This is a genomic window from Psychromicrobium silvestre (genome assembly GCF_013408295.1).
GTDB lineage: Bacteria > Actinomycetota > Actinomycetes > Actinomycetales > Micrococcaceae > Renibacterium > Renibacterium silvestre.
In genome coordinates this window covers 864,965-891,497 of sequence record NZ_JACBYQ010000001.1, presented here as the reverse complement: position 1 = coordinate 891,497, position 26,533 = coordinate 864,965, and the positions used below count along the sequence as shown (strand labels likewise).

Sequence of the window (26,533 nt, the reverse complement as noted above, 5' to 3'; positions counted from 1 at the left end):
GATACCGGAATTAGTTACTCCGATGATTCCGCCGAGCACTCATCAGCAGGCTCGCCGCACCCATCACTAGGATCGCCGCGCTGAGCAAGAACAGGATCGCTAGACCGGCGGGACCGGTATTGGGCAGTTGACCTTGTGGCGTCACCACCGTGATCACCGCCGCTGTCACGTTGATTTTGGTCGTCGCTTCCGTGTTGGAGACCGGCCCGATAGTGGAAATCTCGGTCTCGCCGAGTGGGTAACCGACCGGGATGGTCAGCGGCGGATCGAAACTGCCATCAGCGGAGACCAGCACATCGGAGACGGTGGTCGCGCTATAGCTTCCCTTAGCGGGCAGGGTCACCGTTACTTTTTCACCCGCTGCAAAGCCGGTGCCGGAAACCTTGGTGGTGTCTCCCTGGTGCAGCGTAGACGGATCAGCGGTGATCTGCGGATTCCAATCTCCCTTGGTCACATTGATCTTGGTCTGCGCATGCTTCACGGTCTCCACACCCGCGCCGGTCACCGTGACTCCTTGCTGCACTGGATGGTTCTTCGGCACCGCGAGGCTGGCCACAAATGCGCCGGCCGAGTTCGCCGTCGCTTCGATCACACTGGCCGGTGCCGGAGCGGCAGCCGGTATGGATACCGTGACCAGATCGCCAGCTTTGAAGTTGCGGCCGGAGATCTTGGTCGAGGTGCCCTGTGGGACATCGCTCGGATCACTGCTGATCAGGGGATCACCGTTCGGTACCACCGTGATCTCGGTGCTAGCAGGGGTCTGCGAGACCGGGCCAAGCGCGGTCAAGGTGACCGCTCCCAGCGGATAGTCCTGCGGAACCGTGAGCTGCACAGCTGCGAGTGCTCCTTCCGAGTTGACTGTGCCACTGCCGGTGACCGGCCCCACGCCATCCTTTGCTGGCAGGGTGACTGTGACGCTCTCACCGGAGGCGAAACCAGTCCCGGTCACCGCGGTGGCGGTGTCCTGTGGAACCGTGTTCGGGTCCGCGCTGATCCCGGTTTCCCAGTCGCCCTTGGTCACCGCGAGGGTGGTTGAGGCTTCACTTTGTGCATCGCCTGTCGCCTCGATCGGGAAGCTAGCTCCGGTCGGGTGATTCTTTGGAACCACTAACGAGATGGTGAAGTTTCCGGCGGCATCCGCTAGCGCAGTCACCGTGACGGCGGGGGCTGGTGCCTCGGCAGCCAGGGTGACCGTGACCGTTTCACCACCCCGGAAGTTCGTCCCGACGATATGGGCGGTGCCACCCTGCGGAACGCTGGGTTCCGTGGAGATGCTGGCCGGACCACCGGGAATCACATTGATCACCGCGGCCGCCGGGGTATCGGAGATGTTACCGAGAGCACCCAGATTGGCACTGCCTTGTGGGTAGTCTGCCGGGACGGTCAGCGGGATGCTGAAGGTTCCATCGTCGCCTGCCAAGACGGTGACCGTCACCGGTCCCACCCCGCCGGCAACGGGCAGGGTGACCGTGACCGTCTCACCGGCCGCGAAACCGGAGCCGCTGACCGTCGTCGTCGATCCCTGCGGGACCTCGCTCGGGTTGCTGCTCAGCGTCGGTGCCCATTCTCCCTTGGTTACGTTAATGCTGGCGTTAGCCTGGTGCTCGGGACCATTGCCGCTGATCATTACCCCGCTGGCCACCGGATGGTTCTTGGGGACCGTGAGGCTCAGGGTGAACTGGCCAGCGCTGTCCGCCGTGACGGGCACCGTGACCGCTGGTGCCGGGGCAGCTGCCGGGAGCACCACATTGACCACTTCACCCGCTCCGTAGTTAACGCCACTCAAGCTGAGGGAGGTTCCCTGCGGCACATCCGTGGGAGTCGGTGTCAGGCTGGCCGGACCGCCCGGGACCACGTTGATCTCCGTGCTGGCCGGGGTATCCGAAACCGGGCCGGAGGCGCTAATGGTCGCGCTTCCTTGCGGGTAGTTAGCCGGAACCGTGAGCGGGCTGCTGAAAGTGCCATCCGGCGCCACCACGACGTCGGTAACCGTCACGGCCGGGGCGTTCCCGGCGGCGGGCAAGGTCAAGGAGACTTTCTCCCCGGCGGCGAATCCGGTACCACTCACCGTGGTGGGGGTGCCTTGCGGAACGACCGAGGGCACGGCGCTAATCGCGGTGTTCCAATCCGTCTTGGTCACATTGATGGTGGTTTGAGCCTGATGATCGGGTCCATTGCCACTCACCACGACGCCGTTGGACACCGGGTGGTTCAACGGTATCGGCAGACTTGCGGTGAACCACCCGGCGCTATTGGCGGTAACCGGAACGATCACTGCTAATGCAGGATCATCTGCGGGAATGCTCAGTAGCAGCACCTCGCCCGGACCGTAATTGATGCCGGTGATCGTGGTGTTCTCACCTTGTGGCACATCGGAGGGATTGGCGCTGATGGCTGCCGGTCCCGCGGTTTCGATCAGTAATTCCACACTGGCCGGGGTATCGGAGATGGGGCCGAGTACCGTCACGGTGGCTGAACCAAGCGGATAGTCCGCCGGTACCGTCAGCGGGGTGCTGAACGTGCCATCGGGAGCTACCAGGACATCGACGCTTACCGGTCCAGAACCGTCTGCCAGGGGCAGCGTGACGGTAACCGTTTCACCTGCTGCAAAGCCGGTGCCGCTAATGGTGGTGGGGGTTCCCTGCGGTACCGCAGTGGGGTTTGCGCTCACCGAGGTGTCCCAATCACCCTTGCTGACGCCCAGCGTGGTGGAGGCCGTGGAAGCCTGATCACCGACGGCTTGTACAAGGAAGGAAGCACCCACCGGATGGTTCATCGGCACACCGAGCGCAACGCTGAAGTTTCCCGCGGGATCCGCTGTCGCGTTCACCGTGACGACGGCGGCAGGTGCCGCAGCCGCCAAGGTCACCGTCACGTTTTCGCCGGCCTTGAAATTGGTGCCGGAGATCGTGCTGCTACTACCCTGCGGTACCGTCCCCGGGGAGGCACTGATGCTAGGAGCTCCCGCGGGCAGCACGTTCAGCTGTACGGTTGCTGGGGTATCCGAGATCGGGCCGAGCACGGTGACCGTGGCGGGCCCCTGTGGGTAGGTGGCAGGCACGGTTAGCGGTGTGCTGAAGGTGCCGTCAGCGGCCACCAGAACATTAGGTACCACCACCGGGCCGACCCCGGAGGAGGCTGGCAGGGTCACGGTAACCGTCTCACCTGCGGCGAAGCCGGTGCCGTCAATCGTGGTTGAGGTGCCTTGCGGTACGTCAGAAGGCGTCGCGGTGAGAGCGGGGTTCCAGCTGCCCTTTACCACTGCCAAGGTGGTGCTGGCGGTGCTGCTGGCGTCACCAACCGCGGTGACAGGGAAGCTTGGGCCCACTGGATGGTTCTGTGGCACGGTGAGCGCCACAGTGAACTGACCGGCGCTGTTTGCAATGGCGTTGAGATTCACCGCTCCGGCAGGTGAAGCCGCAGCTAAGGTGACCACAACGTTCTCTCCAGCGGCAAAGTTAGTGCCGGAGATTTGGCTCTGGCCACCTTGCGGAACGCTGGCCGGTATCGCGGTGAGCGTCGGAGCGCCGTTGGCGACAATGCTGGCGGCCGCGGTGGCGGGAGTTTGGGAAACCGTTCCGGTTGCCGTCAGATTGACCGGACCGAGCGGGTAATCCTGCGGGATGGTCAGACTCACCGGCACCAAGGTGCCATCGGGATTGACCGTAGTGGTGACATTGACCGGACCGGAGCCGTCCTTCTCCGGCAACGTTACGGTGACCGTCTCACCGGCTGCGAAGCCGCCGCCCGAGGCACTGGTTGAGGTGTTCTGAGGCACCGTGCTGGGGGTCAAAGTGAGGCTAGTATTCCAGTCGCCCAGGATGACATCGATAGGTGTGCTGGCCTGGTGCTCAGGTCCATTTGCACTCACCGTAACCCCAGTCGCCACCGGATGGTTCTGCGGCACCGTGAGGCTAATGCTGAACTGACCGGCGCTATTGGCTGTCACCGGCAGGCTCACCGCCGGAGCCGGAGCCGAGGCGGGTAGTGCTAGGGTCAGTTGCTCCCCGGCGCTGTAGCCGGTTCCGCTGATCAGGGTGTTGCTACCCTGCGGAACCTGCACCGGGTTAGCGCTAATGGCGGCCGGCCCTGCGGTCACGACCTGAAGTTCCACGGTCGCTGCGGTATCTGAGATCGGACCAAGAGCCGAAACCGAGACCGTGCCTAAGGGGTAATTCGCCGGAACATTCAGCGGAGTGCTGAAGCTGCCATCCGCGGCCACCGGAACATTCGGTACCGTGACGGGTCCGACCCCATCCTTGACTGGCAGGGTAACGGTGACCGTTTCACCGGCAGCGAAACCGGTGCCGCTGATCGTCGTCGCAGTTCCTTGTGGCACATCGCTCGGTGCGGCGCTGAGCGAAGTGTTCCAACTGCCCTTTGTGACATCGATGATGGTGGAAGCAGCTGAAGCTTGATCTCCGGTTGCCAGTAGCGGGAACGATGTTCCTACTGGGTGGTTTTGTGGCACAGCCAGGGCTACGGTGAAGTTGCCGGCCGGATCAGCGGTGGCGTTCACCGTTACGGCGCTCGCCGGTGCTGCTGCGGCTAAGGTGATCACGACATTCTCGCCGGCCTGGAAATTACTTCCCGAGACCTGGGTGCTGCCACCCTGCGGCACGCTGGCGGGAGTCGCCGTCAGGCTTGCGGCTCCGGCCGTCACAATACTCAGCGAGGTCACCGCCTGAGTATCCGAAATCGGTCCCAGAGCAGTGATGTCAACAGCACCGAGCGGGTAGTTGCTCGGTACCGTCAGCGGGGTGCTGAAGCTGCCGTTCGCTGCCACCAAGACGTTGGTAGCCTGTACCGGCCCCACACCATTCTTAGCGGGCAAGGTGACGGTTACGCTCTCCCCGGGGGCAAAACCGCTACCGCTAACTATGGTGTTACCGGATTGCGGAACTGTGGAGGGAATAGCGATGATCGAGGTATCCCAGCTGCCTTTGCTGACTCCGAGGGTAGTGGTGGCGGTGGAACCTTGATCGCCCTGAGCATTGACCGGGAACGCTGCTCCAACCGGATGATTTCCGGGGACCGTGAGCGGTACGGTGAAGTTACCAGCCGCATCTGCGCTCACGTTTACGGTGACAGCGGTGGCTGGTGCCGCCGCAGGCAAGGTGATCACGACGTTCTCACCGGCTTGGAAATTGGTGCCGGAGAGTTGGCTGGTACCGCCCTGCTGAACGGTTCCCGGGTTGGCGCTCAGCACCGGCGGACCCGCGGGAAGGATGTTCAAGGAAGTGCTGGCCGGAGTGTTGCTCTGGTCACCGATGCCATTGAGTGTGACGGCGCCGAGCGGATAGTTTGCCGGTACGGTCAGCGCGGCGCTGAAGGTCCCATCCGGAGCAACGGTGATCCCGTTCAGAACCACCGGGCCAACCCCGCCCTTGAGAGGCAGCGTGACCGTGACGGTCTCGCCTGGGGCGAAGCCGGTGCCGCTCACCATCGTGGTAGCACCCTGTGGTACATCGCTCGGGGTGGCGGTCAGTGCGGTGTCAAAGGCCGGTCCGGTGATCGTCACGGTGACGGTAGCCGGAGTCTGTGAGACGTCGCCTTCACCGGTGATGACGGTGGGACCCACCGGGCAATTGGCGGTCAATGTCACCGGGGTGGAGAAGCCGCCATTTTGATCGGCTATCACGGTGACCGGGGGAACCAGGCAAGGACCGGAAAGCGTTACGGTTTCCCCGGGAGCGTAGCCGGTACCGGTGATCGTGCTGCTGCCGCCCTGCGGGAGCGCAGCCGGGTCAGCTGTCAGAGTGGTGGGGTAGACATGTTTGATCACGGTGATTTGAGTGGTTGGATCCGCGCTCACATTGCTGTTGGTCGGGTGCGCGGTAATATTCACCGCCCCAAGTGGGTACTCGGCGGGTACTCCGAGGTTCACTGGAACCAAGTTGCCGGAGCCGTCTGTGGTGGTATTGACCACGGTTGCGGGGATCGCCCCGGAGGCGGGCAAGGTCAAGGTGACCGTGTCATCTGGTGCGAAACCGCTGCCGGTCAACTGAGTAGAGGCGGCCTGCTCGACCGTGCTCGGAGTGGCATTGAGCACAGGAGTAAGTACCGGTACCAGCGTGCCGTGCACTGTGGAGGAGGCGAAATTGAGTGAAGCCAAGTTGAGGATGCCCAGTTGGAGGGCGCGAACCGTGAAGCTGCCTGCCCCGAGATCGCCGACCCCGGGTTGCACATTGGCAGTGAGCGGAACCAACTGGTTCAGTGCGTCGAGGATAGGACTGACCAAGCCGGAGAGTCCGTTGACGAGCGGCTGGACGACGGTTGTTTGAAGATTATCCACGGTGTTCAGCAAGGTTGTGACGACCGGTCGCAGCAAGGGCTTGAGCAGGGTGCTCAGGACTCCCAAATTCAGACCGACGACACTGCCGGAGACGATGGTGGTGGTGTTGTCCTGGATCTCTGCGAGCGAAGCGTCAACGGTGACATTTCCGAGCGGTCCGATAATGCTGGAAACGGCGAGGGTGCCGGTAACCCGGGTTGCGCTAACTGCTGCGGTTAGTCGCTGTACCGTGCTCTGCACCAGGTCGGTCAGGGTAGAAGTAATCCCGGTGGCGATGGCATTGGCAATGGGACCACTGAGGAGGGGAGTGTTTGGGGGCAGATTGTTAATATCCATCCCATTGGCGGTTAGGATCTTGGTCAGATCGAGGATTACCTGGCCGGTGGAGAGGTTGATCGAGACGCCATTGTCCACATTGCCGTTGAGGAAGCCGCTAGGGAGCACCGCGGACAGATCCGGCAGGCTCGCGCTCAGGTTGCCCTGGACCCGCAGTGCCACCACATTGAGATCGATATTGAGGGCGCTGATTGCGGAAGCAAAAGTTTGTAGAGCCTGGCTAGTGGGCGCCACCACTTGGTCGCGTAGCGTGCTGTAGACTCCGCCGATCGCTGGTGAGGTGAGTTGAATCTTCAGATCCGAGAGCGCATAACTACTCGTCGGAGCGGCCCCACCCAATTGCTGGGCATGAGAAGCCAGTGCGCCGACGTCGACCCGAGCGGTGGAGAGCACCGAGTTCAGGGCCGGAACGGTATCCAGAATGGGGCCAAGGTCAAGATGCGCGTCAGCAGGTGGTGTTCCGGGCGCGCCAACCGAGATAGCGCCCTGGTCGCTGACCGCCCCGGAGCCCGCCACGGCGTCGCCGTTGTTATCCGCCTTGGAGTATTGTGCTGCCGGGCCGACGGCGAGCAAGGGGTTTGCGCCGCCCAGCAGGTTTAGCAGCCCGCCCAGGCCGACATTGAGTCCGAGAGCCGAGACATTCAGCTGATTATTCGGCCCCAGTGGATGTGCGCCATTCGGATTATCGGCAAGAGATCCGTTGAGGGCGGCTATCTGATCGAGATTGACTGCCAGCACTTGGCCACCAAAGAACTTTCCCAATCCTTGTGAGACCGAGGGACCGGCGGCTTGAGCCGGTGAAAGCGGCAGCGCTACCAGTGCGGCAGTAGCTAGAACGGCTATCAGGCGGCCGAGCCAGACCCTGCTCCCTGTCTTCGCCGCGTCCCGATTCTTAATGATGTTCACTAGTCGTCTCCTCATAGCTGTCACAGGAAAATGCCTTTGATTTACAGCGTGTCATCAGCTTTCTCTCGGATGACTAGCTAAGTGGATAGAAAGTATTAGCCAGGTGGCCATACTTTTCGGGGAAACCTAACCGATAGTCTTAGCTCATTACGACTTGATAACCATGTGGTGAAAGTCTGGGGATAGCCAGTAGGCTAGTAATAGTTCAGTAGATCCAGCTTTGGGGGCCAAGGGTAAGGAGTGGTCTTGGGCCTGCAGCCGAGTCCTCGTCCGATCATCTCGGTGATCGACGAACAATCTGCATCGGTTGATTTAGCTCCCGATGCAGGACTCATTAGGGTTCATATTGCTGGCGGCAATTTCCTCACCAGGCTCGGTCTAGGGCAGCTTTTCTCGGCTTCGGGATTCATCGAGGTGAGCGGTATTAGCCGCACCGAATCCGAAGCTGTCCGCAGAATCCAGACCGAATGCCCCGATGTGGCGGTGATCGATTCCGAGATCGGCGCTTCCGCGAGCACAGCGATCCTGACCGCTATAGCGATCTCCGGCAGCCCCACCAGAGTCGTGGTGTTGGCCTCAGTAGAAGCCCTGCAAACTATGGATTCCTATATCGAGGCCGGAGTTAGCAGCTTCCTGGACAAGCGCTCCATGCTGGAGGACATTGCTTCAATCATTCGGGTGGTCAGTGCCGGTGGAGTGGTTTTCGCTTCCCCGCCGCAGCTCGGCCGGAATGGCTCGCTCCGTCGAACCGGAACTCCGCAATCGGAACGTTTCCAGGCGCTGAACTCCCGAGACAAAAGGATTGTGCGTGCCATCGCCAATGGTCTGACGAATGGTCAGATCGGCAATCTCATGCATATCAGTGAAGCGACGGTGAAATCCCATTTGGCTCAAATCATGCGCAGCGTGGGAATCGACAACCGGGTACAACTGGCAGTTGCGGCGGACAATGCCGGGCTTTTTGACTCGACGGGGCTAGAAGAGCGCTAAGTAGTCATACCGTCATCGGGACGCTTGGCTATGAGAAGCTAGAGGCGTGAATGATACCTGGCTCCTGATTCTTTATATCGTCGTTGGCATTGCGGTGATCGGCTCGCTGTTGATGGTCTTCCTGAGGACCTCCCGCAACCGAACCAAGTACACCGACACCCGGGACGCCAATGATCCGGCTCCCGGCGGCACACTGCTGGAGGATCGCCCCGGAACCACGGCAGAGACCACACCGACACCCGGTTCTGAGGACCTGCTCACTCCCGAATCCGCCGGAGAAGCCGTCTCCATTGAGCGCCCGGAGCCCCCGGCCGGGCGACTGCAAAGACTTCGGGCGCGGCTGGCCAGATCGAATAATAGTCTCGGCAAGGGTTTGCTGGCTTTGCTCTCCAGCGACAAGATCGATGAATCCGTGTGGGACGAGATCGAAGAGACGCTGCTGCTGGCCGATATTGGCACCGAACCGACCATGCAACTGGTCGATACCTTGCGGGAACGTGTCAAGGTGATGGGTTCCCGCACGCAGGACGAGGTTCGCGCCATGCTGCGCGAAGAACTGGTGCGTTTAGTTGATCCCGGAATGGATCGCTCACTGGCCGTTGAACGACACGGTGAGCTACCCGCCGTCGTAATGGTGGTGGGTGTTAACGGGGTGGGCAAAACCACCACGGTAGGCAAACTGGCTCGCGTGCTGGTAGCTGAGGACAAGGACGTGCTGCTCGGTGCCGCCGATACCTTCCGTGCCGCCGCGGCGGAACAGCTGGCCACCTGGGGTGCACGGGTGGGAGTGCCCACGGTGAAGTCCGACGTCGATGGGGCAGATCCTGCCTCGGTCGCCTTTGAGGCGGTCAAGGCCGGCATTGAGCAGGAGGTCGATGTGGTGATGATCGATACCGCCGGACGCTTGCAGAACAAGGTTGGCCTGATGGACGAGCTCGGCAAGGTCAAACGAGTGATTGAGAAACAGACCCAGGTCGATGAGGTGCTTCTGGTTTTGGATGCGACCACCGGGCAGAACGGGCTCAATCAGGCCAAGGTGTTCAGTGAGGTGGTTAATATCACCGGCATTGTGCTGACCAAGCTTGATGGCACGGCTAAGGGTGGCATCGTGGTGGCCATCCAGAAGAGCATGGGCGTCCCGGTCAAGCTGATTGGCCTGGGCGAAGGCGCCGATGACCTGGCTCCCTTCGACGCAGAGCAATTCGTAGACGCCATCCTCAACTAACCCCCAACCCATCCGTCCCACTGACCCACCTCCGCCTTACCCAGCTGTCCCACTGAATGGTGCAGAAGTTGCTGTTGTGACGATTTTCGGTGTACTCCTGCCACTTCCGTAACACCCAGTGGGATAGCTGGGAGTGAAACGGGGGAGGGAGTGGGACGGATGGTTTGTAACCTGGCGGAAACTTATTGGTGACTTAGCATTTACTCCCAGCCGAAGCTTGTAACAGCACCGACATCTAGAACCGCTTAGCGTGAAACACGCCACCCGCAGAATCTCAGTACGAGTTGATTGCGTTCCTGCAATCACTGACGCACTAGGTGAGAAAGTGGGGCACTGTATTCATGAACGCAGGTGACACCGCTTGGGTATTGGTCTCGGCAGCTCTGGTTCTGCTGATGACCCCGGGACTGGCTTTTTTCTATGGGGGCATGACTCGCGCCAAGGGCGTGCTGAACATGATGATGATGAGTTTCGGCGCGATCGCTTTGGTGACCGTGCTCTGGGTGCTCTTTGGCTACTCAATGGCCTTCGGCACCGATATTGGGGGAGGCCTACTGGGCAATCCCTTTGAGAAGTTGGGCCTAAACGGGGTGTTAGGCACCGGAGACGGCGCACCGCTGGTTGGCACCATCCCGGAAATCGCTTTTGTCGGCTTCCAGGCAGTGTTCGCCATTATTACCGTCGCCCTGATCTCCGGAGCCATCGCGGACCGGGCAAAGTTCGGCGCTTGGATGCTCTTCGGCGGCATCTGGGTAGTACTGGTGTACTTCCCGGTGGCGCATTGGGTTTTTGACTTCAATAAGGACGCCAATGGCAATAATATTGGTGGCTGGATTGGTCAGGGACTCGGAGTGGTCGACTTTGCCGGTGGAACCGCGGTGCACATCAACGCCGGTGCCGCTGCTTTGGCTTTGGCTCTGGTGCTCGGCAAACGGCTGGGCTTCGGCAAGGATCCGAGCCATCGCCCGCACAACCTTCCCTTCGTTATGCTCGGGGCCGGTCTGCTCTGGTTCGGCTGGTTCGGCTTCAATGCGGGCTCAGCCTTGGCCGCCAATGCGACGGCTGGACTTGCCTGGATCAACACGCTGGCTGCCCCGGCTGCCGCCACCCTGGGCTGGCTGATCGTTGAGAAGATCCGCGACGGTCACGCCACCTCGCTCGGGGCCGCTTCCGGCGCCGTCGCAGGCCTGGTAGCGATCACCCCGGCTGCCGCCGCGATCACCCCGGCATGGGCCCTTGTGCTGGGCATCTTGGCAGGTGCCGTCTGCGCGCTGGCAGTGGGGCTGAAATACAAGCTCGGTTATGACGATTCGCTCGACGTCGTGGGTGTCCACCTAGTTGGTGGCCTGATCGGCACGCTGTTCATCGGGCTGGCGGCAAACCCGGAATCCCCGGCTGCTGTCAGCGGTTTGTTCTCCGGCGGTGGCTTCGAATTACTGGGCAAGCAGGCGTTGGGCTCCTTCGTGGTACTGGCCTACTCCTTCGTGGTTGCCTTCATCGTGGGCTGGATCATCAATAAGACGATGGGCTTCAGAATCTCCGAGGAGCACGAAGTAAATGGCATCGACGTGTCCGTGCACGCGGAAACCGCCTATGAATTTGGCGGACGGGTTGGTAGCGCTTTCCATCCTCTTGACGAAGCCCTGCGATCCAGGCATGTTGAGATTCAGCAAGAGCAGCAGATTAAGGTGGAATCATGAAACTCATCACGGCGATCATTCGACCGGAGAAGTTCGACGACGTGCGGGGAGCCTTAGAGAGCTACGGCGTCCAAGGACTTACCGTGAGCGCAGCCAATGGTTACGGCAGGCAGCGCGGACACACCGAGGTCTACCGTGGGGCGGAGTACGTTGTCGATCTGTTGCCGAAGATCCGGATTGAAGTCCTCGCCACCGACGACCAGGTGGATGACATTGTCGATGTGCTGATCTCCAGCTCTAATACCGGACGCGCAGGCGATGGGAAGGTCTGGACCGTGAGCGTGCACGAGGCAGTACGGGTACGCACCGGAGAACGGGGCAACGCCGCGGTCTAAGCCTTAGGCGGTGTCAGCACCAAAAACCTTCGCCGAGTGTGGGGATCTGCACGTTATAACCACGGTTTAACGTGCAGATCTCCACACTCGGCGGCGTTTAAAGGGCGTTAGATGCTGGTGGGCCAATCCTTGGGGCCAGGGCTGCCAGCCGAATAGGTTTCTAACGGAACCTTGTTCGCCTTCCAGGCTTTGAGCGCTGGCTCCACGATCTGCCAGCAGAGCTCGGCGGTATCCGCGCGGACCGAAAGCAGCGGATCTCCGTTCAGCACGCCGTCGAGCACTTCACCATAGGGGAGCAAAGGGTCTCCAGAGAGGTCCGCCTCCAGCTTCACCCGGTTCAAGCTGAAAAGATCACCGGGACCGTTGATGTCCAAATCAAGCTGCAAGGTGTCCGGCCCAAAGCCAATATGTAGCCGGGTGGGGGAGTCAACCCCGCGGAATCCGGTGGGCAAGTGCGGCACCTGCTTATAGGTGATGACGGCTTCCTTGCGGGCCTTGCCCAGCGCCTTACCCGAGCGCAGGATGAACGGTACACCTGCCCAGCGCCAGTTTTTGATCTGGATTTCCACCTCAGCCAGCGTCTCGGTGTGCAGCGCCGGATCAACGCCTTCCTCGGCTTGATAATCAGGTACCGCCTTGCGGCCAATTTTTCCGGCCGTGTACTGTGCCCGACGAGTGCTCTGAGCAAAATCCGTATCGATGCTGCTGGCGCGCAACACCGAGGCGATGCCATCGCGGACGTCCTGCTCACCCAGGGTAGCCGGGGCTTCCATCGCTATGATGGCCATGATTTGCAGCAGATGACTCTGGATCATGTCCCGTAGCGCGCCCGCGTGGTCGTAGTAGCGTGCGCGGTTCTCCAGGGCCAGATCCTCGTCGAAGACAATCTCGACCTTCTCGATGTGGTCGGCGTTCCACAGCGGTTCCAGCAGTCGATTCGCGAAGCGCAGGCCCAGGATATTGAAAACCGTGGATTTGCCCAGGAAGTGATCCACCCGGTGAATATGGTCCTCAGGAACCAGCGCCGCCAGTGTCTCATTGAGTGAATGCGCCGACTCCGCCGAGGAACCGAAAGGCTTCTCCATGACCAAGCGGGTCTCCGCCGGCAGCTCGTCGGCGCTGAGCAGCTCACAGGCCGCCTGGCTGACCGCCGGGGGAAGTGCGAAATAGACCGCGATCGGCCCTTCGAGGGTGGCCAATAATTTAGCCAACTCACCTTTTGCGGTGACATCCACCTGGTGATAGGAGGTGCCCGCTTTGACCGTCTCGAGCGCCTTCTGGCCGGTCGCCGTCGTACCTTCTGAAGCCGCCTCAAAGACGGTACCAACCCGTTCTAGCCACTGCTGATCGCTCCAGGCATCGTTCCCAGCCCCGACGAGGGTCAGGTTCTGAGCGCGGCCAGCGGCAATCAAACGTGCGACGCCGGGCAGTAACAGTCTGCCCGTCAAGTCACCTGAGGCGCCAAGAATGAGCAGGGTGCGCACGGCGTGCTTAGAGCTCTTCTGAATACTTTTCTTTGTTCCAGTCACCCCCCAAGCATGCCACCAACGTCAGCTTTGTGAAGCCTGGCACACCAACTTTGGCTATTGCTAAAGTTCATTCGATGAGCAACCATCGCCCCGAGCAGGATCAATGTTCCCTCCGCCTGGTTCGCTTGGAGGACTCAGCCGAATTGGCGGCTGCCTACCGCAGGAACCTCGAACACTTGCAACCGTGGGAGCCGCAACGCGCCGAAACGTTCTACACAGAGGCGGGCCAGCGTGAAGCGATTTCTAGCAAACTTGAGGAGCTTGCCGGGGCTTCGACCCTGCCGTGGGTGCTGACGGAAGCTGAACGGATCATTGGTACCGTCACGGTCACCGGAATTGTGCGCGGCCCTTTCATGAGTGGAAACCTGGGTTACTGGATTGATCGGAATGTGCAGGGCCGCGGGCAAATGAGCACGGTGGTTGCGCAGGTGTGCCGGATTGTTGCGGAGGAGTATGGTCTGCACCGACTCCAGGCCGGCACTCTTCTGCATAATCAGGCTTCGCAGCGGGTGCTTCGGCGTAATGGCTTTGAAGCGATCGGGGTGGCTCGCAATTACCTGAAGATCGACGGGCGCTGGCAGGACCATCTGCTTTTCCAACGCATATTCGGCAGCTGAGCTTGAGAGACATTCAGTATTGGTTCCGCTGTGAGCGTGCGGTGGGCGGCGCGATGGCATTGGCTTGCTATCCTTGAAAGGCTGTTCCACTGAACTTCTTTCGAAAGATGATCATAGGTGTTTAACTCACTGTCCGACCGGCTGGCCGCAACCTTTAAGAACCTTCGTGGCAAGGGCCGGTTATCCGAGGCCGATGTCGATGCCACCGTTCGGGAGATCCGTCGCGCCCTGCTCGACGCCGATGTTGCGGTGTCCGTGGTTCGCGAGTTCACCGGCAAGGTCCGTGAGCGCGCGCTCGGGGCCGAGGTCAATGCTGCCCTGAATCCGGCGCAGCAGATCGTCAAGATCGTCAACGAAGAACTTGTAGAAATCCTGGGTGGCCAGACTCGCCGCATCAGGCTTGCGAAGAATCCGCCGACCGTCATTATGTTGGCCGGTCTACAGGGCGCCGGTAAGACCACCCTGGCTGGCAAGCTGTCCAAATGGCTCAAGGGGCAGGGGCACTCGCCGCTTCTGGTGGCCGCCGATCTGCAGCGCCCCAATGCGGTCAAGCAGCTCCAAGTCAATGGCGAGCGCGCCGGTGTTCCAGTTTTCGCTCCGCATCCGGGAGTTTCCTCGGAGTTTGAGGCCGCTACCGGTGATCCGGTAGCGGTGGCGCAGGCTGGTCTGGCCGAAGCTAAATCGAAACTGCATGATGTGGTGATTGTTGATACCGCGGGACGGCTCGGCGTTGATGCCGAGCTAATGCAGCAGGCCGCGAATATCCGGGCAGCAATCTCCCCGGACGAAGTGCTTTTCGTGATCGATGCGATGATCGGTCAGGATGCGGTTGCCACCGCGCAAGCCTTCGATGAAGGCGTGAATTTCACCGGCATTGTGCTTTCTAAGCTCGACGGCGACGCTCGCGGTGGTGCGGCCCTCTCGGTGGCCACGGTGACCGGCAAACCGGTGATGTTCGCCTCGACCGGTGAATCACTGGATGACTTCGAGGTTTTCCACCCGGACCGGATGGCTTCCCGAATCCTGGATATGGGTGATGTGCTCACCCTGATCGAACAGGCGGAACAGGCCTGGGACAAGGATGAAGCCGCCCGGATGGCGAAGAAGTTCGCTGATCAGGAAGATTTCACCCTCGATGACTTCCTGGCTCAGATGAACCAGATCCGCAATATGGGATCGATGAAGAAAATGCTGATGATGATGCCCGGCGCCGCCGGCATGCGTCAGCAACTCGAGCAGTTCGATGAGCGGGAGGTCGATCGGGTGGAAGCCATTGTCCGCTCGATGACTCCGCACGAGCGGGTGGCACCCAAGATCATCAATGGTTCCCGCCGGGCTCGTATCGCGCGTGGTTCTGGGGTTCACGTTTCCGAGGTGAATGGCCTGCTGGAACGCTTCGGCCAGGCACAGAAGATGATGAAGAAAATGGCTGCCGGTGGGATGCCTGGGGTTCCTGGGATGACCGGGCCGGGTGCCGGCGGTGCCCGTAAGGCTGCCAAGAACGCGCCAAAGAAAAAGGCTCGTTCCGGCAATCCCGCCAAGGCTGCGCAGCAATTGCGTGAGGCCGAGGAGAAGCGAGCCAATCGGGGCACCGCGGCCGCTACTGGAGCCGCCTTCGGTGCACAAAATCAAGACTTCGATCCTTCAGCGCTGAACCTGCCCAAGGGCTTCGACAAGTTCCTGGGCAAGAACTAGCTGGCTGCGGCGCTCAACGTTGCAGCGCGGCTAATTGGTGCATGGCCTTCCTGGTAGCCGGGTAGAGCTCGCTGAAAATACTGTAGAGCTCCTGGTAAAGCTCCTGCCGTCGCGGCTCGGGGTGAATTATTTCGGTAATCCGCGACCAATCGGTCTTGGCCTCGACGGCTCCGGTGCCGATCGCCGCCATGAGCGCATCTCCGTAGCTGGCGCCAATGGTTTCGGCCGGAATTTCTTGAGCGTAGCCGGTGATATCGCTCGTCACCTGGGTCCAGAGCTTGGATTGGGTGCCACCTCCGACGGCGACCAGTCGGCTGGGCCGTTCCGCGCTAGCCGCCAAAAATTCCATGATCTGCCGGGCACCATAACCGATGCCTTCGTAGCCTGCCCTAAAAAGGTGTCCGCGTTGGTGTGCCGTGGTGAGGCCGAGGATGGCTCCCCGGGCCTGCGGGTCGAAGATCGGCGTGCGCTCACCCGCAAAGTAGGGCAGGAGGAGCAAACCATTCGATCCAGGCGGAACCCGCTCGGCTTCGGCGATCAGCTGCTCAAAGCTGGGTTGGCCGAAGAGCTGCCGCATCCAGGAGGCCAGGGTGCCGCTCGTTGAGGTTCCGGCGGCCAGGCTCAGGCTGCCGGGCTCAACGGCCGTGGTGGTCCAGAGTTTTTCGTGCGCTTGATAGTTCTGCAGAATCTGCACCACGAAGAGCGTGGAGCCGTACATCAGCATGGTGTCTCCAGGCTGTCTGACACCCGCGCTGAAGGCTTCCGCCCAGGCATCTACGGTGCCCGCGCAGACCGGGGTGCCGCTCGGGATGCCGGTGAGCCGGGCGGCTTCTACGCTGACGCTGCCAACCACCTCGGCGGGCCAGACTAGTCGCGGTGCTGGAACACCACCGACAATTTTCTGCCAATGCTCCGGAATCCAATCATTGCTGTGCAGATCGTAGAGCGGGTCGGACTGACTGGCGCTGTGGTGATCTTGAATGTATTCGCCGGTGAGCCTTGCCACGATAAATGAGTTGAGACTGAAAATACGTCGTGTGGCGGCAAAGACCTCTGGCTCATGCTGAGCCAGCCAGCGAACTTTTGGCCCCACCGATTGCGAGGAGAGTTGTTTGCCGCAGCGTTCGAAAATTTTCTCGGCGCCAAGTTCTTGATTTAGTTCATCAATTTCTGCACCGGCCCTGCTATCGACGCCATACAAAATCGCGGGCCGTAGCGGTTTTAGATCTTCGCCGGTGACTACCAAGCACGGTCCCATTCCGCTAACGCAGACACCCTGCAATGGGAGCTCAGCACGGCTAAGCAGGGTCCGGCTGATCTGCTGAATCTCGGCCCACCAGATCTGCTCGGCATCGAATTCAAACCAGCCGGGCCGGGGTGTGCTGACGTTGTGTTCAATGGCCTCTCGGTCGAGGATCCGCCCCTCACTGGTAACCAGCACGCCTTTGGTGCTGCCGGTGCCGATGTCGATACCGAGAAACATGAGAAACCGCCTTTGGTCAGCAAGGAAGAGCTAGCTAGCGGAGTTGGCCGCATAAATCTAAGAGTAATCGTTTTCTCGACTTCGAGAAACAGCAGCTTAGAGCAATCACTTCAAACCTGCGGCGATAAGCTGCTGGGATGGAAATAAGGATTCGCCCCGCGGAGCTGACTGACTTTCAGCATCTTCCCGAGATCGAGAGTTCGGCGGACGTACTCTTGGAAATGCCCGGACTACCCGCCGTCAGCTCCAGCCAGGAATATCAAGAGTCACTGCAGACCTTGGTAGCTGAAGCTGACGGCAAGCTCATCGGCCTGGCCCGAATCGAAGAGGTCGACGGCGAAGCGCACCTAGAGCAACTTTCGGTGCGTCCCGAGGCAGCTGGCCAGGGCGCCGGGCTTCGGCAACACGAGGTGGAGCTTGGCCTGGATGGCCTCGGAGCCCGCGTGGTGATGGTGGCTAGGCTCTAGTTCTGGACTGATAGGTTCTGGGCTGATAAATTTCCGCACCGGCTGCGATGAACTCAGCGGACTTTGCTTTCAGTCCGGCTTGCATTTCTTCGATGGAGGCCACCAGGGTGGCTTGCTCCGATGCCCCACCAAACTCGGCTCGGATGTCCTGGGAGATTCGCATTGAACAGAACTTAGGGCCACACATTGAACAGAAGTGCGCGGTTTTCGCCGGTTCGGCTGGCAAAGTCTCGTCGTGAAAGGCTTCGGCGGTGGCTGGGTCTAAAGATAGTGAGAATTGGTCTCGCCAGCGAAACTCGAATCGAGCCTTAGACAGCGCATCATCGCGTCGGTGCGCCTCGGGGTGGCCTTTGGCCAGATCGGCGGCGTGCGCGGCGATCTTGTAGGTAATCACTCCGGTCTTGACGTCGTCTTTATTTGGTAGCCCAAGGTGCTCCTTCGGCGTGACGTAACAGAGCATAGCGGTGCCGTAACGGGCGATTTCTGTTGCGCCAATTGCGGAGGTGATGTGATCGTAGCCGGGGGCGATATCGGTCACCAGCGGCCCGAGCGTGTAAAACGGTGCTCCTTGGCAGAGTTCCTGTTGTCGCTCCACGTTCTCGCGCACCAGATGGAACGGTATGTGGCCCGGCCCCTCCACCATCACCTGAACGTCGAACTCCCACGCCCTGGCGGTCAATTCCGCCAGGGTATCGAGTTCCGCAAACTGTGCAGCGTCATTAGCGTCAGCGGTGGCGCCGGGGCGCAAGCCATCGCCCAGGGAGAAGGCGACGTCGTACTGGGCGAAGATTTCGCAAAGCTCGTCATAGTGGGTGTAGAGGAAATTCTCCTGGTGGTGTGCCAGGCACCAGCCAGCCATGATGGAGCCTCCGCGAGAGACAATGCCGGTCACCCGGTTTGCCGTCAGCGGTACATAACGCAACAGCACGCCGGCGTGAATCGTCATGTAGTCAACTCCCTGTTCACACTGTTCAATCACGGTGTCACGGAAGATCTCCCAGTTCAGCGCGGAAGCGTCACCGTTGACCTTTTCGAGGGCTTGATAAATCGGAACCGTTCCTATCGGCACGGGGGAGTTGCGAATGATCCACTCCCGAGTGGTGTGGATATCGTCTCCGGTGGAGAGGTCCATCACGGTATCCGCGCCCCATCGGGTGGCCCACTGCATTTTGTCCACCTCCTCGGCAATGGAGGACGTTATGACAGAGTTGCCGATATTGGCATTGATTTTGACCAGAAAAGCCTTGCCAATGATCATTGGCTCGGACTCCGGATGATTGATGTTGTTCGGAATGATCGCCCTGCCTGCGGCCAGTTCGGCGCGCACCAGTTCAACCTCGCAGCCCTCGCGCAAGGCGACGAAACGCATTTCCTTAGTGACAATACCGGCCCGGGCGTAGTGCATTTGAGTTACCCGTTTGCCTGGCAAGGCTCGGCAGGGCTGTGCCTTAGCCCCTTGCCATTCTGTGGAGGCGGCACCTCTGCGCACGGCCGAACGACCGTCGTCGGAAAGCTCTCGACGGCGGCCCTGATAGCTCTCGACGTCGCCGCGCTCGGCGATCCACTCGGCTCGCAAAGCCGGTAACCCGCGCACCGGATCACTTCCCGGCCCGCTGCTGCGATAAGTGACAAAATCCGGGTTTGGCCCTTCGGGGGAATCTTCGAGGGCGATTCGGGTGACCGGGACGCGTAGCCCTTCTTGGTCGAGGAAGGAAAGTGAATGTGAGGGATGAATTTCGGCAGAATTACGCATATTTCCTACTTCCTTCGCCGGTATGACCCGGACAGGTTCGAACGGTCGCAGGCGGTATCAGCCCGATCTCAGCCCTTTGCCAAGGGCACCCGTGTGGATGGAACAGAGAATAGCAGATGTGGCTGAGCGGAAAGAGAGATGAGTTCGACACAGGGAATAAATTGAAGCTTCAAGTAATTAGGCAAAATATGAATTTTGAAAGTGCCGCACAGGATCTGCTGCCAGCCGAGCTGGCCATGGAGATGGTCACCCTCAAAGTTGGCAATCTGCCAGGGATGACCGATTACTACCAGCGCGCCCTTGGCCTGGAAACCATAGCCGAGGCAGCCGACGGCGTCCGGCTGGGTCGCGCTGGAACCGCGTTGGTGAAGCTGGCTCCGGCCGAAGGATTACAACTGCCCTCTGCTGGGGAGGCAGGTTTGTTCCATACCGCGCTGCTTTTCCAAAGTCGGTCTGCATTGGCCGCCACCCTGGCCACGGCCGCCCAGTTCGATGCCAGTCTCTTCGTGGGCAGTGCCGACCATCTGGTGAGCGAAGCTTTTTACTTCACCGACCCAGAAGGCAATGGCATCGAACTCTATTTCGACCGGCCGCGAGACAGTTGGCATTGGGATGGTGCAACCGTGCGAATGGCGAGTAACCCACTCAGCCCGCAGAGCTATCTGCTGGAAAACCTGGACGAAACCGCGCTGAGCGGGCAGCGTGAGGCTCAGGCCGCCGTCGGACACGTTCACCTGCAGGTCGGAGAGGTAGCGAGGGCTGAGGACTTCTACGTCCGTACGCTCGGTTTTGAGAAAACCGCGAGCATTCACGATCAGGCACTCTTCGTCTCCGCAGGCGGCTACCACCACCACATGGCCATGAACGTTTGGAACAGCCGAGGAGCGGGCCCGCGGCGCGACACCCTGGGCTTAGGAGAGGTTCGAATCGCGCTCCCCGGTGCCGATGACCTTGGAGCCTTGCAAGAACGCCTTGATCATCATGGCATTGCAAATGGCAACACGGGTGCGGAACTGCGCTTCGAGGATCCCTGGCGAAACCAGATCCGGGTTACTGTGGACTCGAAGCTGCGCTCGCAGCACTGAATGACTCGAACCACCGTCGAAAGAGGCATTGCGATGTCCGCCAGGAACCAGCTTTTCATTGCCGACCATCAGCAAGCCAGCCGTTATGCCCGAAGTGGGCAGGGCGCACCCGCTGAATTGCTCGATTTCGGTGATGTGAGCGATCTGGAACTTGAGGTACTGGCCGAACTGGCCGCCAAGACCGTGCATACCACCGGCATTGAGTACGAGCTGGGCATGGTTGATGTGGATCTGGATCAGCTGCTCGTGGTCCCAGATGCCGTCACCGAGGTGTTTGCAGAACTTCCAGGACTGGAAGACCCTGAAGAGCTCAAGGACCTCGTTGCTGCCTGGGCCAATAGCGAGGAATTCGACGGCACCTTGGAGCTTGCCGAAGCCTTGGTCAACCAGCTTGCCGCGCTGGCCGTGAAGGTGGTTGCGGCGGCGGAGGATTCCAGGCTGGCGCTGTACTTCCTGCTGGGCTGAATCATTCCTCTGACTCTCGGCTCTTCGGGTTTTCTCGGTGAGCAGCTCTCCGGGGTGGTGGCGGTGTGTTGAGTTCGCTTGGTCTGCGCCGATCTGGCATAATGAACGGGTACTCGATCCGCGCGGCCCCTCTCTCCGTGTGCGACGTGTCCTTTAGAACTTTCCAGGATCGGCCCGCCCCACGGGAGCGTGACGGAAGGTTCGATCCTTTCAGAAACAGGAGTGACCACAAAAGTGGCCGTTAAGATTCGTCTCAAGCGCTTCGGCAAGATGCGCGCCCCGTACTACCGCATCGTCGTGGCTGATTCGCGCACCAAGCGCGATGGTCGTGCCATCGAAGAGATCGGCAAGTACCACCCCACCGAGGAACCTTCGTTCATCGAGGTTAACTCCGAGCGTGCTCAGTACTGGCTCTCCGTGGGCGCCCAGCCCACCGAGCAGGTTGCCACGATCCTCAAGATCACCGGCGACTGGCAGAAATTCAAGGGACTCACCGGCCAGGAAGGCCGTTTGAAGTCCAAGGTGGCTAAGGAAGCTTTTGTGGCTCCCGAGAAGTCTTCGGTCATCGTGAAGGAAGCCATCACCTCCAAGAAGAAGGCCGCTGAGGAAACTCCGGCCGAGGAGACCACCGAGGCTCCGGCAGAGACCACCGAGGCTGAGTAAGTTGCTAGCCGAGGCTCTGGAGCACCTGGTTCGCGGAATCGTGGACAGCCCAGATGATGTCCAGGTTGAACTGCGGAATAACCGCCGCGGTGAAACCCTGGAAGTCAGGGTTCATCCGGAAGATCTGGGCCGGGTGATCGGACGTCAAGGACGTACCGCTCGCGCCCTGCGCACCGTGGTGGGAGCCTTGGCGGGCGGCGATCAGGTACGGGTCGACGTGGTTGACACCGACCGGCGTCGCTAGAAACATACACGCTAAGATTGTGGCTCCGGCATTCGTGCCGGAGCCCTTTCTTTTAACAGACTTTTACAATGAAACCCAGTAACTGAAACCCCAGGAGAAACATGCAGGTGCAGGTAGCCCGGATAGGCAAGCCGCATGGGATTCGCGGTGAAGTGACCGTGCAGGTGTTCACGGACGTTCCCGAGGAAAGGTTCGCTCCCGGTGAGGTGTTCAACACCGAAAAAGGTGAGGTGCTCACCGTCGCCAGCGCACGCTGGAACAAGGACATTCTCTTGCTCGGCTTCGAGGAAGTCCCGGATCGCAACCGGGCGGAGGAACTCCGCGGAACCCGGCTAACCTTCGATCTCGATGAAACCGGGAGCGAGGAAGTCGAGGGCGATGCTTGGTACGAACACGAGTTGATCGGCCTGGAGGTGCGAATTGGCTCCGAAAAGGTTGGCGAGGTGAGCGCACTGAACATCATGCCCGCGCAGGATCTGCTGGAAATTACCGCCCTCGACGGCAGCGAAGTGCTGATTCCCTTTGTAGAGCAGATCGTGCCCGAGGTAAATGTCGAAGCGGGTTTTATTCGGATCACGCCACCAGACGGACTCTTCGAACTCAATAGTGAGAACGCCGAGGGGACTGAAGGCTGAGATGCGTTTCGATGTGATCAGCATCTTTCCCGAGTATCTGGCTCCCCTTGAGTTAAGTCTGATCGGTAAGGCTCGGCAGGATGGCTTAGTGCAACTCACGGTGCATGATCTGCGTGATTTCACCCATGACCGGCATCGAACCGTGGACGATACCCCCTACGGCGGCGGCGCCGGGATGGTGATGAAGCCGGAGCCTTGGGCGCAGGCGCTGGAATCCTTGAAGCCCGGCACCGAGACACTTGAGGCCGGGCAGCCGGTACTGGTGGTTCCTTCACCCGCGGGAGAGGTCTTCACCCAGGCGATCGCCGAGGAACTCGCAGCCGAAGAACATCTGGTGTTCGCCTGCGGACGCTATGAGGGCATCGATGAGCGAGTCCTGGAATGGGCGGCGCAGAACTACCGGGTGCGTCCGATGAGCCTAGGTGACTATGTGCTCAACGGTGGTGAGGTGGCGGTGCTGGCCATGGTCGAGGCGGTGGCTCGGCTGCTGCCGGGGGTGGTGGGTAACCCCGAGTCCCTTATTGAGGAATCTCACCAGGACGGACTGCTGGAATACCCGGTGTACACCAAACCTTCTGATTGGCGGGACAACCAGGTTCCCGAGGTATTGCTGAGCGGCAATCACGCCAAGATTGCCCGGTTCCGGCGCGATGAGCAATTACGGAGGACGGCGGTGCGGCGCCCGGACTTGATTGCCCAGCTCAGTGTCGCGGAGCTGAATAAAGCGGATCTGGGGTTACTCGCGGAACTGGGGTACGCCGTCGTCGACGGTGAACTCAGTCAGGTTCTCGCAGAATAACTCTGATTAGTGCGGCTACCGGAGATTGTGGCAGAATGGGTAGCTGTGCTTGTTGAGCCTTTCCTGCCATCGGGGGAGTAGGTTCATCGGACAATCACACCGGCCCAGCAATCCTGCATCAGGGCCGGAAATAACACTTCGACAGTCGTCGCCGCTCCGGACCGGAGTGAGCTTCGGCGGTCGCGATTAAAGTGAATGACCGATGGCGTTCACCAGGAGTTGCACTATGCACATCCTTGATAACCTCGACGCAGCCAGCCTGCGCAATGATGTCCCCGACTTCCGCGCCGGTGACACCCTCAAAGTTCACGTGAACATCATCGAAGGCAACCGCTCTCGTGTTCAGGTTTTCCAGGGCTTCGTCCTGGGTCGCCAGGGCAACGGCGTGCGCGAGACCTTCACCGTCCGCAAGGTCTCCTTCGGCGTCGGCGTGGAGCGTACCTTCCCGGTACATTCCCCGATCATCGAAAAGATCGAGGTCGTCACCCGTGGCGACGTTCGTCGGGCCAAGCTGTACTACATGCGTGATCTGCGCGGTAAGGCTGCCAAGATCAAAGAAAAGCGCGACGCCATCGTTGCCAAGTAGATTGCTGCGAAGGATCTAGCTTGAACTTTTCAGCGAAACGTCAGTCCAGGAAACTGGGCTGGCGTTTCGTCGTATTGACCATCGTCTTGGTGGTGCTGGTGAGTTCCTTGATCCGAGCCTTTTGGGTCGAGGTCTACTACATCCCCTCAGATTCGATGGACCCGCTTTTTGTTACCGGAGACAGGGTTGCCGTTTCCCGTACCGATTACAGTTTTGGCTCAATACACCGCGGTGACGTGGTGGTTTTCGATGGGCGGGGATCCTTCGATCCGCTCAATTCGGGCCGCGGGCCACTGCTAGATGCACTCTCCGGAGTGGGCCAGTTTCTCGGTGTGGCCGGAAGCGATACCGTCTACGTTAAGCGAGTCATCGGTGTAGCAGGCGACGAGGTGAAGTGCTGTTCCGCTGACGGTAAGCTCACCGTCAATGGTCAGCCACTTGATGAGCCTTACCTCTTCTCAGGCGACGCACCGAGCGCCATGTCCTTTGATGTGGTGGTGCCAGAGGGTAAGTTGTGGCTGATGGGGGATCACCGCTCGATATCAGCTGACTCACGATCTCTCCTAGGCGCTCCCGGTGGGGGACTCATCTCCGTCAACAAGGTCATCGGTCGTCCTATCCAGATTCTCTGGCCTTTAGACAAGGCCGGAACCGTACCACGGATCATGATTGGTCCTGATGCACAGAAAGGCGCACAGTAATGTCGCACCCGACGCCGGAACCGGCTGAAGAATCAGCAGCAGATCGGCGGACCGGGCGACGGCGTGCCGAGCCGGAGGTTGCTTCGGTCACCGCAGCTGCCGATCTTGAGCAGAGTGCTGCCAATTCTGAGGATGCCGGCTCTGAGGATGCCGTTAGCCCCGCTGCGGCAAAGGTTGAGGATCCCGCTGCTGCGGAGAAAGAGGCTCTAGCGGTGAAGACGGTAGCCAAAAAAGCTAGGAAGTCCAGCGGACCGCTGTCCTGGCTCAAGGAAATCGTCATCGTAGTGGCGATTGCCCTGGTGCTTTCCTTCCTGCTCAAGACCTTCCTTTTCCGGGCTTTTGTGATCCCCTCCGGATCTATGGAGAACACGCTTCAGATCGATGACCGGATCTTCATCAATGAACTGGTGCCCCGGCCCTTCGCGCTGCAACGCGGCGATGTAGTGGTGTTCAAGGACACCCAGGGCTGGCTTGCTGCCGAACAAACGCAGACTCCGCAGCAAAGCGGTAACTGGTTCAAGGAAGCGCTGGTCTTTATCGGTCTAATGCCGGATGAATCACAGCAGCACCTGGTGAAAAGAGTGATCGGCTTAGCCGGGGATCACGTGATCTGCTGCGACGCCCAGGGCCGGATCACGGTCAATGGCCAGCCCTTGGACGAGCCATATTTGTTCCCGGGTTCCAATAACGCGCTTGGACCCAATGCGATCTTTGATGTCACGGTTCCGGCCGGAAAACTCTGGGTGATGGGTGATAACCGGAACAATTCCGCTGATTCTCGCTGGCATCAGCAGTTGCCAAGCCAAGGCTTTGTTGACCAAAACGATGTTGAAGGCACCGCGACGGTGATCGCCTGGCCGCTGAACCGTTGGACCATCCTGGGGAATTACCCGGGTACCTTCCGCAATGTTCCTGCGCCCAGCTCCACCCCGGTGACCAGCTCCAGCCCGGTTCCGACGGGGCAATAAGTTATGGTTGCCGCCGCACCCACGCTCGCCGTCGAACGTGCACTGATGGCTTCGGGCTGCCGGTTCGTCGCGGGAGCGGATGAGGTGGGGCGTGGCGCTCTGGCCGGTCCGGTCAGCGTGGGGATCGTGGTAGTGGACGCCTCCTCGCAAAAGCCGTTGGCAGGAGTCAAGGACTCTAAGCTACTCTCCGCGGCCGAGCGCGAAGCCCTGGTGCCGCTGATCAAACAGTGGGCGGTGGGTCATGCGGTGGGGCACGCCGCGGCTGATGAGATCGATGCCTTGGGCTTGATGGCTGCTCTGCGCTTAGCCGGCACTAGAGCTTGGAATTTCCTTCTTGGTTCGGGGGTTCGAGCCGAGGCCGTGATCCTGGATGGTAATCACGACTGGCTCTCGGCTCGTGAGCAACTGGACCTCTTCGCCACTTCGGAGGATTCTGAGGGTGGTGTGGACGTCCCGGTGCACACCAAAGTGAAAGCTGATTTGCAGTGTCTGAGCGTTGCGGCCGCGAGTGTGCTGGCAAAGGTGGAGCGGGATGCTTTATTAGTCGCTCTCGACGGCGATCACCCTCAGTTCGCTTGGAAGGTGAACAAAGGTTACGCCACCACTGCACACCGCGCCGCGATTGATCAGTACGGCCCCAGTAAATGGCATCGGATGAGCTGGCGGCTGGGCGGTACGGCAGGGGCGAATGCGGCGAATGGTCAGGTTGAGGGATGATGGTTAGATGAGTGCTGAAGATCTTGAGAACTATGAAACCGATATGGAGTTGCAGCTCTATCGCGAGTATCGGGATGTGGTCGGATTGTTCAGCTATGTAGTGGAAACCGAACGGCGTTTTTACCTAGCTAATCACGTCGATCTGCAGGCGAAATCTGCGGATGGCGAGGTCTATTTCGATCTCAGTCTGCAGGATGCCTGGGTTTGGGATGTCTATCGTTCTGCACGGTTTGTGAAAAACGTTCGGGTGATCACTTTTAAGGACGTAAACGTAGAAGAGTTGGCCAAGAATGACGACCTGGAATTGCCCAAAGGAACCGATCTCGGCAACTGATTCTA

The 26,533-nt window shown here is 60.2% G+C and carries 22 protein-coding genes and 1 riboswitch; of the genes, 18 read left to right on the top strand and 4 right to left on the bottom strand.

Translation table 11 applies throughout. The features are described from left to right. Positions 1–10: 10 nt before the first annotated feature. Positions 11–7,537 carry a choice-of-anchor G family protein gene (locus FHU41_RS04240; protein WP_179388364.1) on the bottom strand — a complete coding sequence of 2,509 codons (7,527 nt, stop codon included), beginning with the start codon at positions 7,535–7,537 and terminating at the stop codon, positions 11–13. Between the two features lie 246 nt (positions 7,538–7,783). Here FHU41_RS04240 and FHU41_RS04235 point away from each other — a divergent pair, with 246 nt between their 5' ends. The 4 genes from FHU41_RS04235 (at position 7,784) to FHU41_RS04220 (ending at position 11,787) form a co-directional block, all read left to right on the top strand. Continuing rightward, positions 7,784–8,527 carry a response regulator transcription factor gene (locus FHU41_RS04235; RefSeq protein ID WP_179388363.1) on the top strand — a complete coding sequence of 248 codons (744 nt, stop codon included), beginning with the start codon at positions 7,784–7,786 and terminating at the stop codon, positions 8,525–8,527. A 46-nt stretch (positions 8,528–8,573) separates the two neighbouring features. Then, entirely contained in the window at positions 8,574–9,752 is a 1,179-nt protein-coding gene (gene ftsY / locus FHU41_RS04230; protein ID WP_179388362.1) for a signal recognition particle-docking protein FtsY, read from the top strand. A gap of 341 nt (positions 9,753–10,093) precedes the next feature. Beyond that, positions 10,094–11,452, top strand: a complete 1,359-nt coding sequence (locus FHU41_RS04225) for an ammonium transporter (protein WP_179388361.1) — start codon at positions 10,094–10,096, stop codon at positions 11,450–11,452. After that, on the top strand, positions 11,449–11,787 hold the full coding sequence (locus FHU41_RS04220) for a P-II family nitrogen regulator (protein WP_179388360.1): 339 nt from the start codon (positions 11,449–11,451) through the stop codon (positions 11,785–11,787). The genes FHU41_RS04225 and FHU41_RS04220 overlap by 4 nt, the downstream gene beginning before the upstream one ends. A 107-nt stretch (positions 11,788–11,894) precedes the next feature. Here FHU41_RS04220 and FHU41_RS04215 read toward each other — a convergent pair whose 3' ends face one another. After that, positions 11,895–13,316, bottom strand: coding sequence for a glucose-6-phosphate dehydrogenase (locus FHU41_RS04215; RefSeq protein WP_179388359.1), 1,422 nt, complete (start codon positions 13,314–13,316; stop codon positions 11,895–11,897). A 74-nt stretch (positions 13,317–13,390) separates the two neighbouring features. Here FHU41_RS04215 and FHU41_RS04210 point away from each other — a divergent pair, with 74 nt between their 5' ends. Together FHU41_RS04210 and ffh are read left to right on the top strand one after the other, a co-directional pair. Beyond that, complete coding sequence (locus FHU41_RS04210; protein WP_179388358.1) at positions 13,391–13,933, top strand: GNAT family N-acetyltransferase; 543 nt, start codon at positions 13,391–13,393, stop codon at positions 13,931–13,933. 117 nt (positions 13,934–14,050) lie between these two features. Beyond that, positions 14,051–15,628, top strand: coding sequence for a signal recognition particle protein (gene ffh / locus FHU41_RS04205; protein WP_179388357.1), 1,578 nt, complete (start codon positions 14,051–14,053; stop codon positions 15,626–15,628). Positions 15,629–15,641: 13 nt separating this feature from the next. Here ffh and FHU41_RS04200 read toward each other — a convergent pair whose 3' ends face one another. Next, complete coding sequence (locus FHU41_RS04200) at positions 15,642–17,111, bottom strand: FGGY-family carbohydrate kinase (protein WP_179388356.1); 1,470 nt, start codon at positions 17,109–17,111, stop codon at positions 15,642–15,644. Positions 17,112–17,248: 137 nt separating this feature from the next. Between FHU41_RS04200 and FHU41_RS04195 the strand changes: the two genes are divergently transcribed. Beyond that, the gene (locus tag FHU41_RS04195) at positions 17,249–17,578 is read left to right on the top strand and encodes a GNAT family N-acetyltransferase (protein WP_179388355.1); all 330 of its coding nucleotides are present in this window, start codon (positions 17,249–17,251) and stop codon (positions 17,576–17,578) included. Here FHU41_RS04195 and thiC read toward each other — a convergent pair. After that, positions 17,568–19,331: a phosphomethylpyrimidine synthase ThiC gene (gene thiC / locus FHU41_RS04190; protein ID WP_179388354.1), complete on the bottom strand. Its 1,764-nt coding sequence runs from the start codon at positions 19,329–19,331 to the stop codon at positions 17,568–17,570. The two genes, FHU41_RS04195 and thiC, sit on opposite strands and share 11 nt — an antisense overlap. After that, positions 19,324–19,434, bottom strand: a riboswitch (TPP riboswitch). (Overlaps the previous gene by 8 nt.) Positions 19,435–19,519: 85 nt before the next feature. Between thiC and FHU41_RS04185 the strand changes: the two genes are divergently transcribed. The 11 genes from FHU41_RS04185 (at position 19,520) to FHU41_RS04135 (ending at position 26,528) form a co-directional block, all read left to right on the top strand. Beyond that, positions 19,520–20,416 (top strand): VOC family protein, encoded by an 897-nt coding sequence (locus FHU41_RS04185; protein ID WP_179388353.1) that lies wholly within the window; start codon positions 19,520–19,522, stop codon positions 20,414–20,416. Further along, positions 20,417–20,881 (top strand): hypothetical protein, encoded by a 465-nt coding sequence (locus tag FHU41_RS04180; RefSeq protein ID WP_179388352.1) that lies wholly within the window; start codon positions 20,417–20,419, stop codon positions 20,879–20,881. It abuts the gene before it with no gap. Positions 20,882–21,115: 234 nt separating this feature from the next. Next, positions 21,116–21,544, top strand: a complete 429-nt coding sequence (rpsP, locus tag FHU41_RS04175) for a 30S ribosomal protein S16 (RefSeq protein ID WP_179389123.1) — start codon at positions 21,116–21,118, stop codon at positions 21,542–21,544. 1 nt (position 21,545) lies between these two features. Beyond that, a complete protein-coding gene (locus FHU41_RS04170) occupies positions 21,546–21,788 on the top strand; it encodes an RNA-binding protein (protein ID WP_179388351.1) in 243 nt (80 codons plus the stop codon). Positions 21,789–21,889: 101 nt separating this feature from the next. After that, positions 21,890–22,423: a ribosome maturation factor RimM gene (rimM, locus tag FHU41_RS04165; protein ID WP_179388350.1), complete on the top strand. Its 534-nt coding sequence runs from the start codon at positions 21,890–21,892 to the stop codon at positions 22,421–22,423. A 1-nt stretch (position 22,424) separates the two neighbouring features. Further along, complete coding sequence (trmD, locus tag FHU41_RS04160; protein ID WP_179389122.1) at positions 22,425–23,222, top strand: tRNA (guanosine(37)-N1)-methyltransferase TrmD; 798 nt, start codon at positions 22,425–22,427, stop codon at positions 23,220–23,222. A 226-nt stretch (positions 23,223–23,448) separates the two neighbouring features. Further along, on the top strand, positions 23,449–23,808 hold the full coding sequence (gene rplS, locus FHU41_RS04155) for a 50S ribosomal protein L19 (protein ID WP_179388349.1): 360 nt from the start codon (positions 23,449–23,451) through the stop codon (positions 23,806–23,808). 20 nt (positions 23,809–23,828) lie between these two features. Further along, positions 23,829–24,509 (top strand): signal peptidase I, encoded by a 681-nt coding sequence (lepB, locus tag FHU41_RS04150; protein WP_179388348.1) that lies wholly within the window; start codon positions 23,829–23,831, stop codon positions 24,507–24,509. Then, entirely contained in the window at positions 24,509–25,477 is a 969-nt protein-coding gene (gene lepB, locus FHU41_RS04145; RefSeq protein WP_179388347.1) for a signal peptidase I, read from the top strand. Before lepB (FHU41_RS04150) ends, lepB (FHU41_RS04145) begins: the two co-directional genes overlap by 1 nt. A gap of 3 nt (positions 25,478–25,480) precedes the next feature. Next, positions 25,481–26,194 carry a ribonuclease HII gene (locus tag FHU41_RS04140; protein ID WP_246279426.1) on the top strand — a complete coding sequence of 238 codons (714 nt, stop codon included), beginning with the start codon at positions 25,481–25,483 and terminating at the stop codon, positions 26,192–26,194. Positions 26,195–26,201: 7 nt separating this feature from the next. Beyond that, complete coding sequence (locus tag FHU41_RS04135; protein WP_179388346.1) at positions 26,202–26,528, top strand: DUF2469 domain-containing protein; 327 nt, start codon at positions 26,202–26,204, stop codon at positions 26,526–26,528. Positions 26,529–26,533 lie beyond the last annotated feature (5 nt).

Excerpts from the sequence above, each read along its gene's own strand:
- FHU41_RS04225 (WP_179388361.1), top strand. The coding sequence starts at position 10,094 with ATGAACGCAGGTGACACCGCTTGGGTATTGGTCTCGGCAGCTCTGGTT.
- FHU41_RS04220 (WP_179388360.1), top strand. The coding sequence starts at position 11,449 with ATGAAACTCATCACGGCGATCATTCGACCGGAGAAGTTCGACGACGTG.
- FHU41_RS04210 (WP_179388358.1), top strand. The coding sequence starts at position 13,391 with ATGAGCAACCATCGCCCCGAGCAGGATCAATGTTCCCTCCGCCTGGTT.
- FHU41_RS04200 (WP_179388356.1), bottom strand. The coding sequence starts at position 17,111 with ATGTTTCTCGGTATCGACATCGGCACCGGCAGCACCAAAGGCGTGCTG.
- FHU41_RS04195 (WP_179388355.1), top strand. The coding sequence starts at position 17,249 with ATGGAAATAAGGATTCGCCCCGCGGAGCTGACTGACTTTCAGCATCTT.
- thiC (WP_179388354.1), bottom strand. The coding sequence starts at position 19,331 with ATGCGTAATTCTGCCGAAATTCATCCCTCACATTCACTTTCCTTCCTC.
- FHU41_RS04185 (WP_179388353.1), top strand. The coding sequence starts at position 19,520 with ATGAATTTTGAAAGTGCCGCACAGGATCTGCTGCCAGCCGAGCTGGCC.
- FHU41_RS04180 (WP_179388352.1), top strand. The coding sequence starts at position 20,417 with ATGACTCGAACCACCGTCGAAAGAGGCATTGCGATGTCCGCCAGGAAC.
- rimM (WP_179388350.1), top strand. The coding sequence starts at position 21,890 with ATGCAGGTGCAGGTAGCCCGGATAGGCAAGCCGCATGGGATTCGCGGT.
- trmD (WP_179389122.1), top strand. The coding sequence starts at position 22,425 with ATGCGTTTCGATGTGATCAGCATCTTTCCCGAGTATCTGGCTCCCCTT.
- rplS (WP_179388349.1), top strand. The coding sequence starts at position 23,449 with ATGCACATCCTTGATAACCTCGACGCAGCCAGCCTGCGCAATGATGTC.
- lepB (WP_179388347.1), top strand. The coding sequence starts at position 24,509 with ATGTCGCACCCGACGCCGGAACCGGCTGAAGAATCAGCAGCAGATCGG.
- FHU41_RS04140 (WP_246279426.1), top strand. The coding sequence starts at position 25,481 with ATGGTTGCCGCCGCACCCACGCTCGCCGTCGAACGTGCACTGATGGCT.
- FHU41_RS04135 (WP_179388346.1), top strand. The coding sequence starts at position 26,202 with ATGAGTGCTGAAGATCTTGAGAACTATGAAACCGATATGGAGTTGCAG.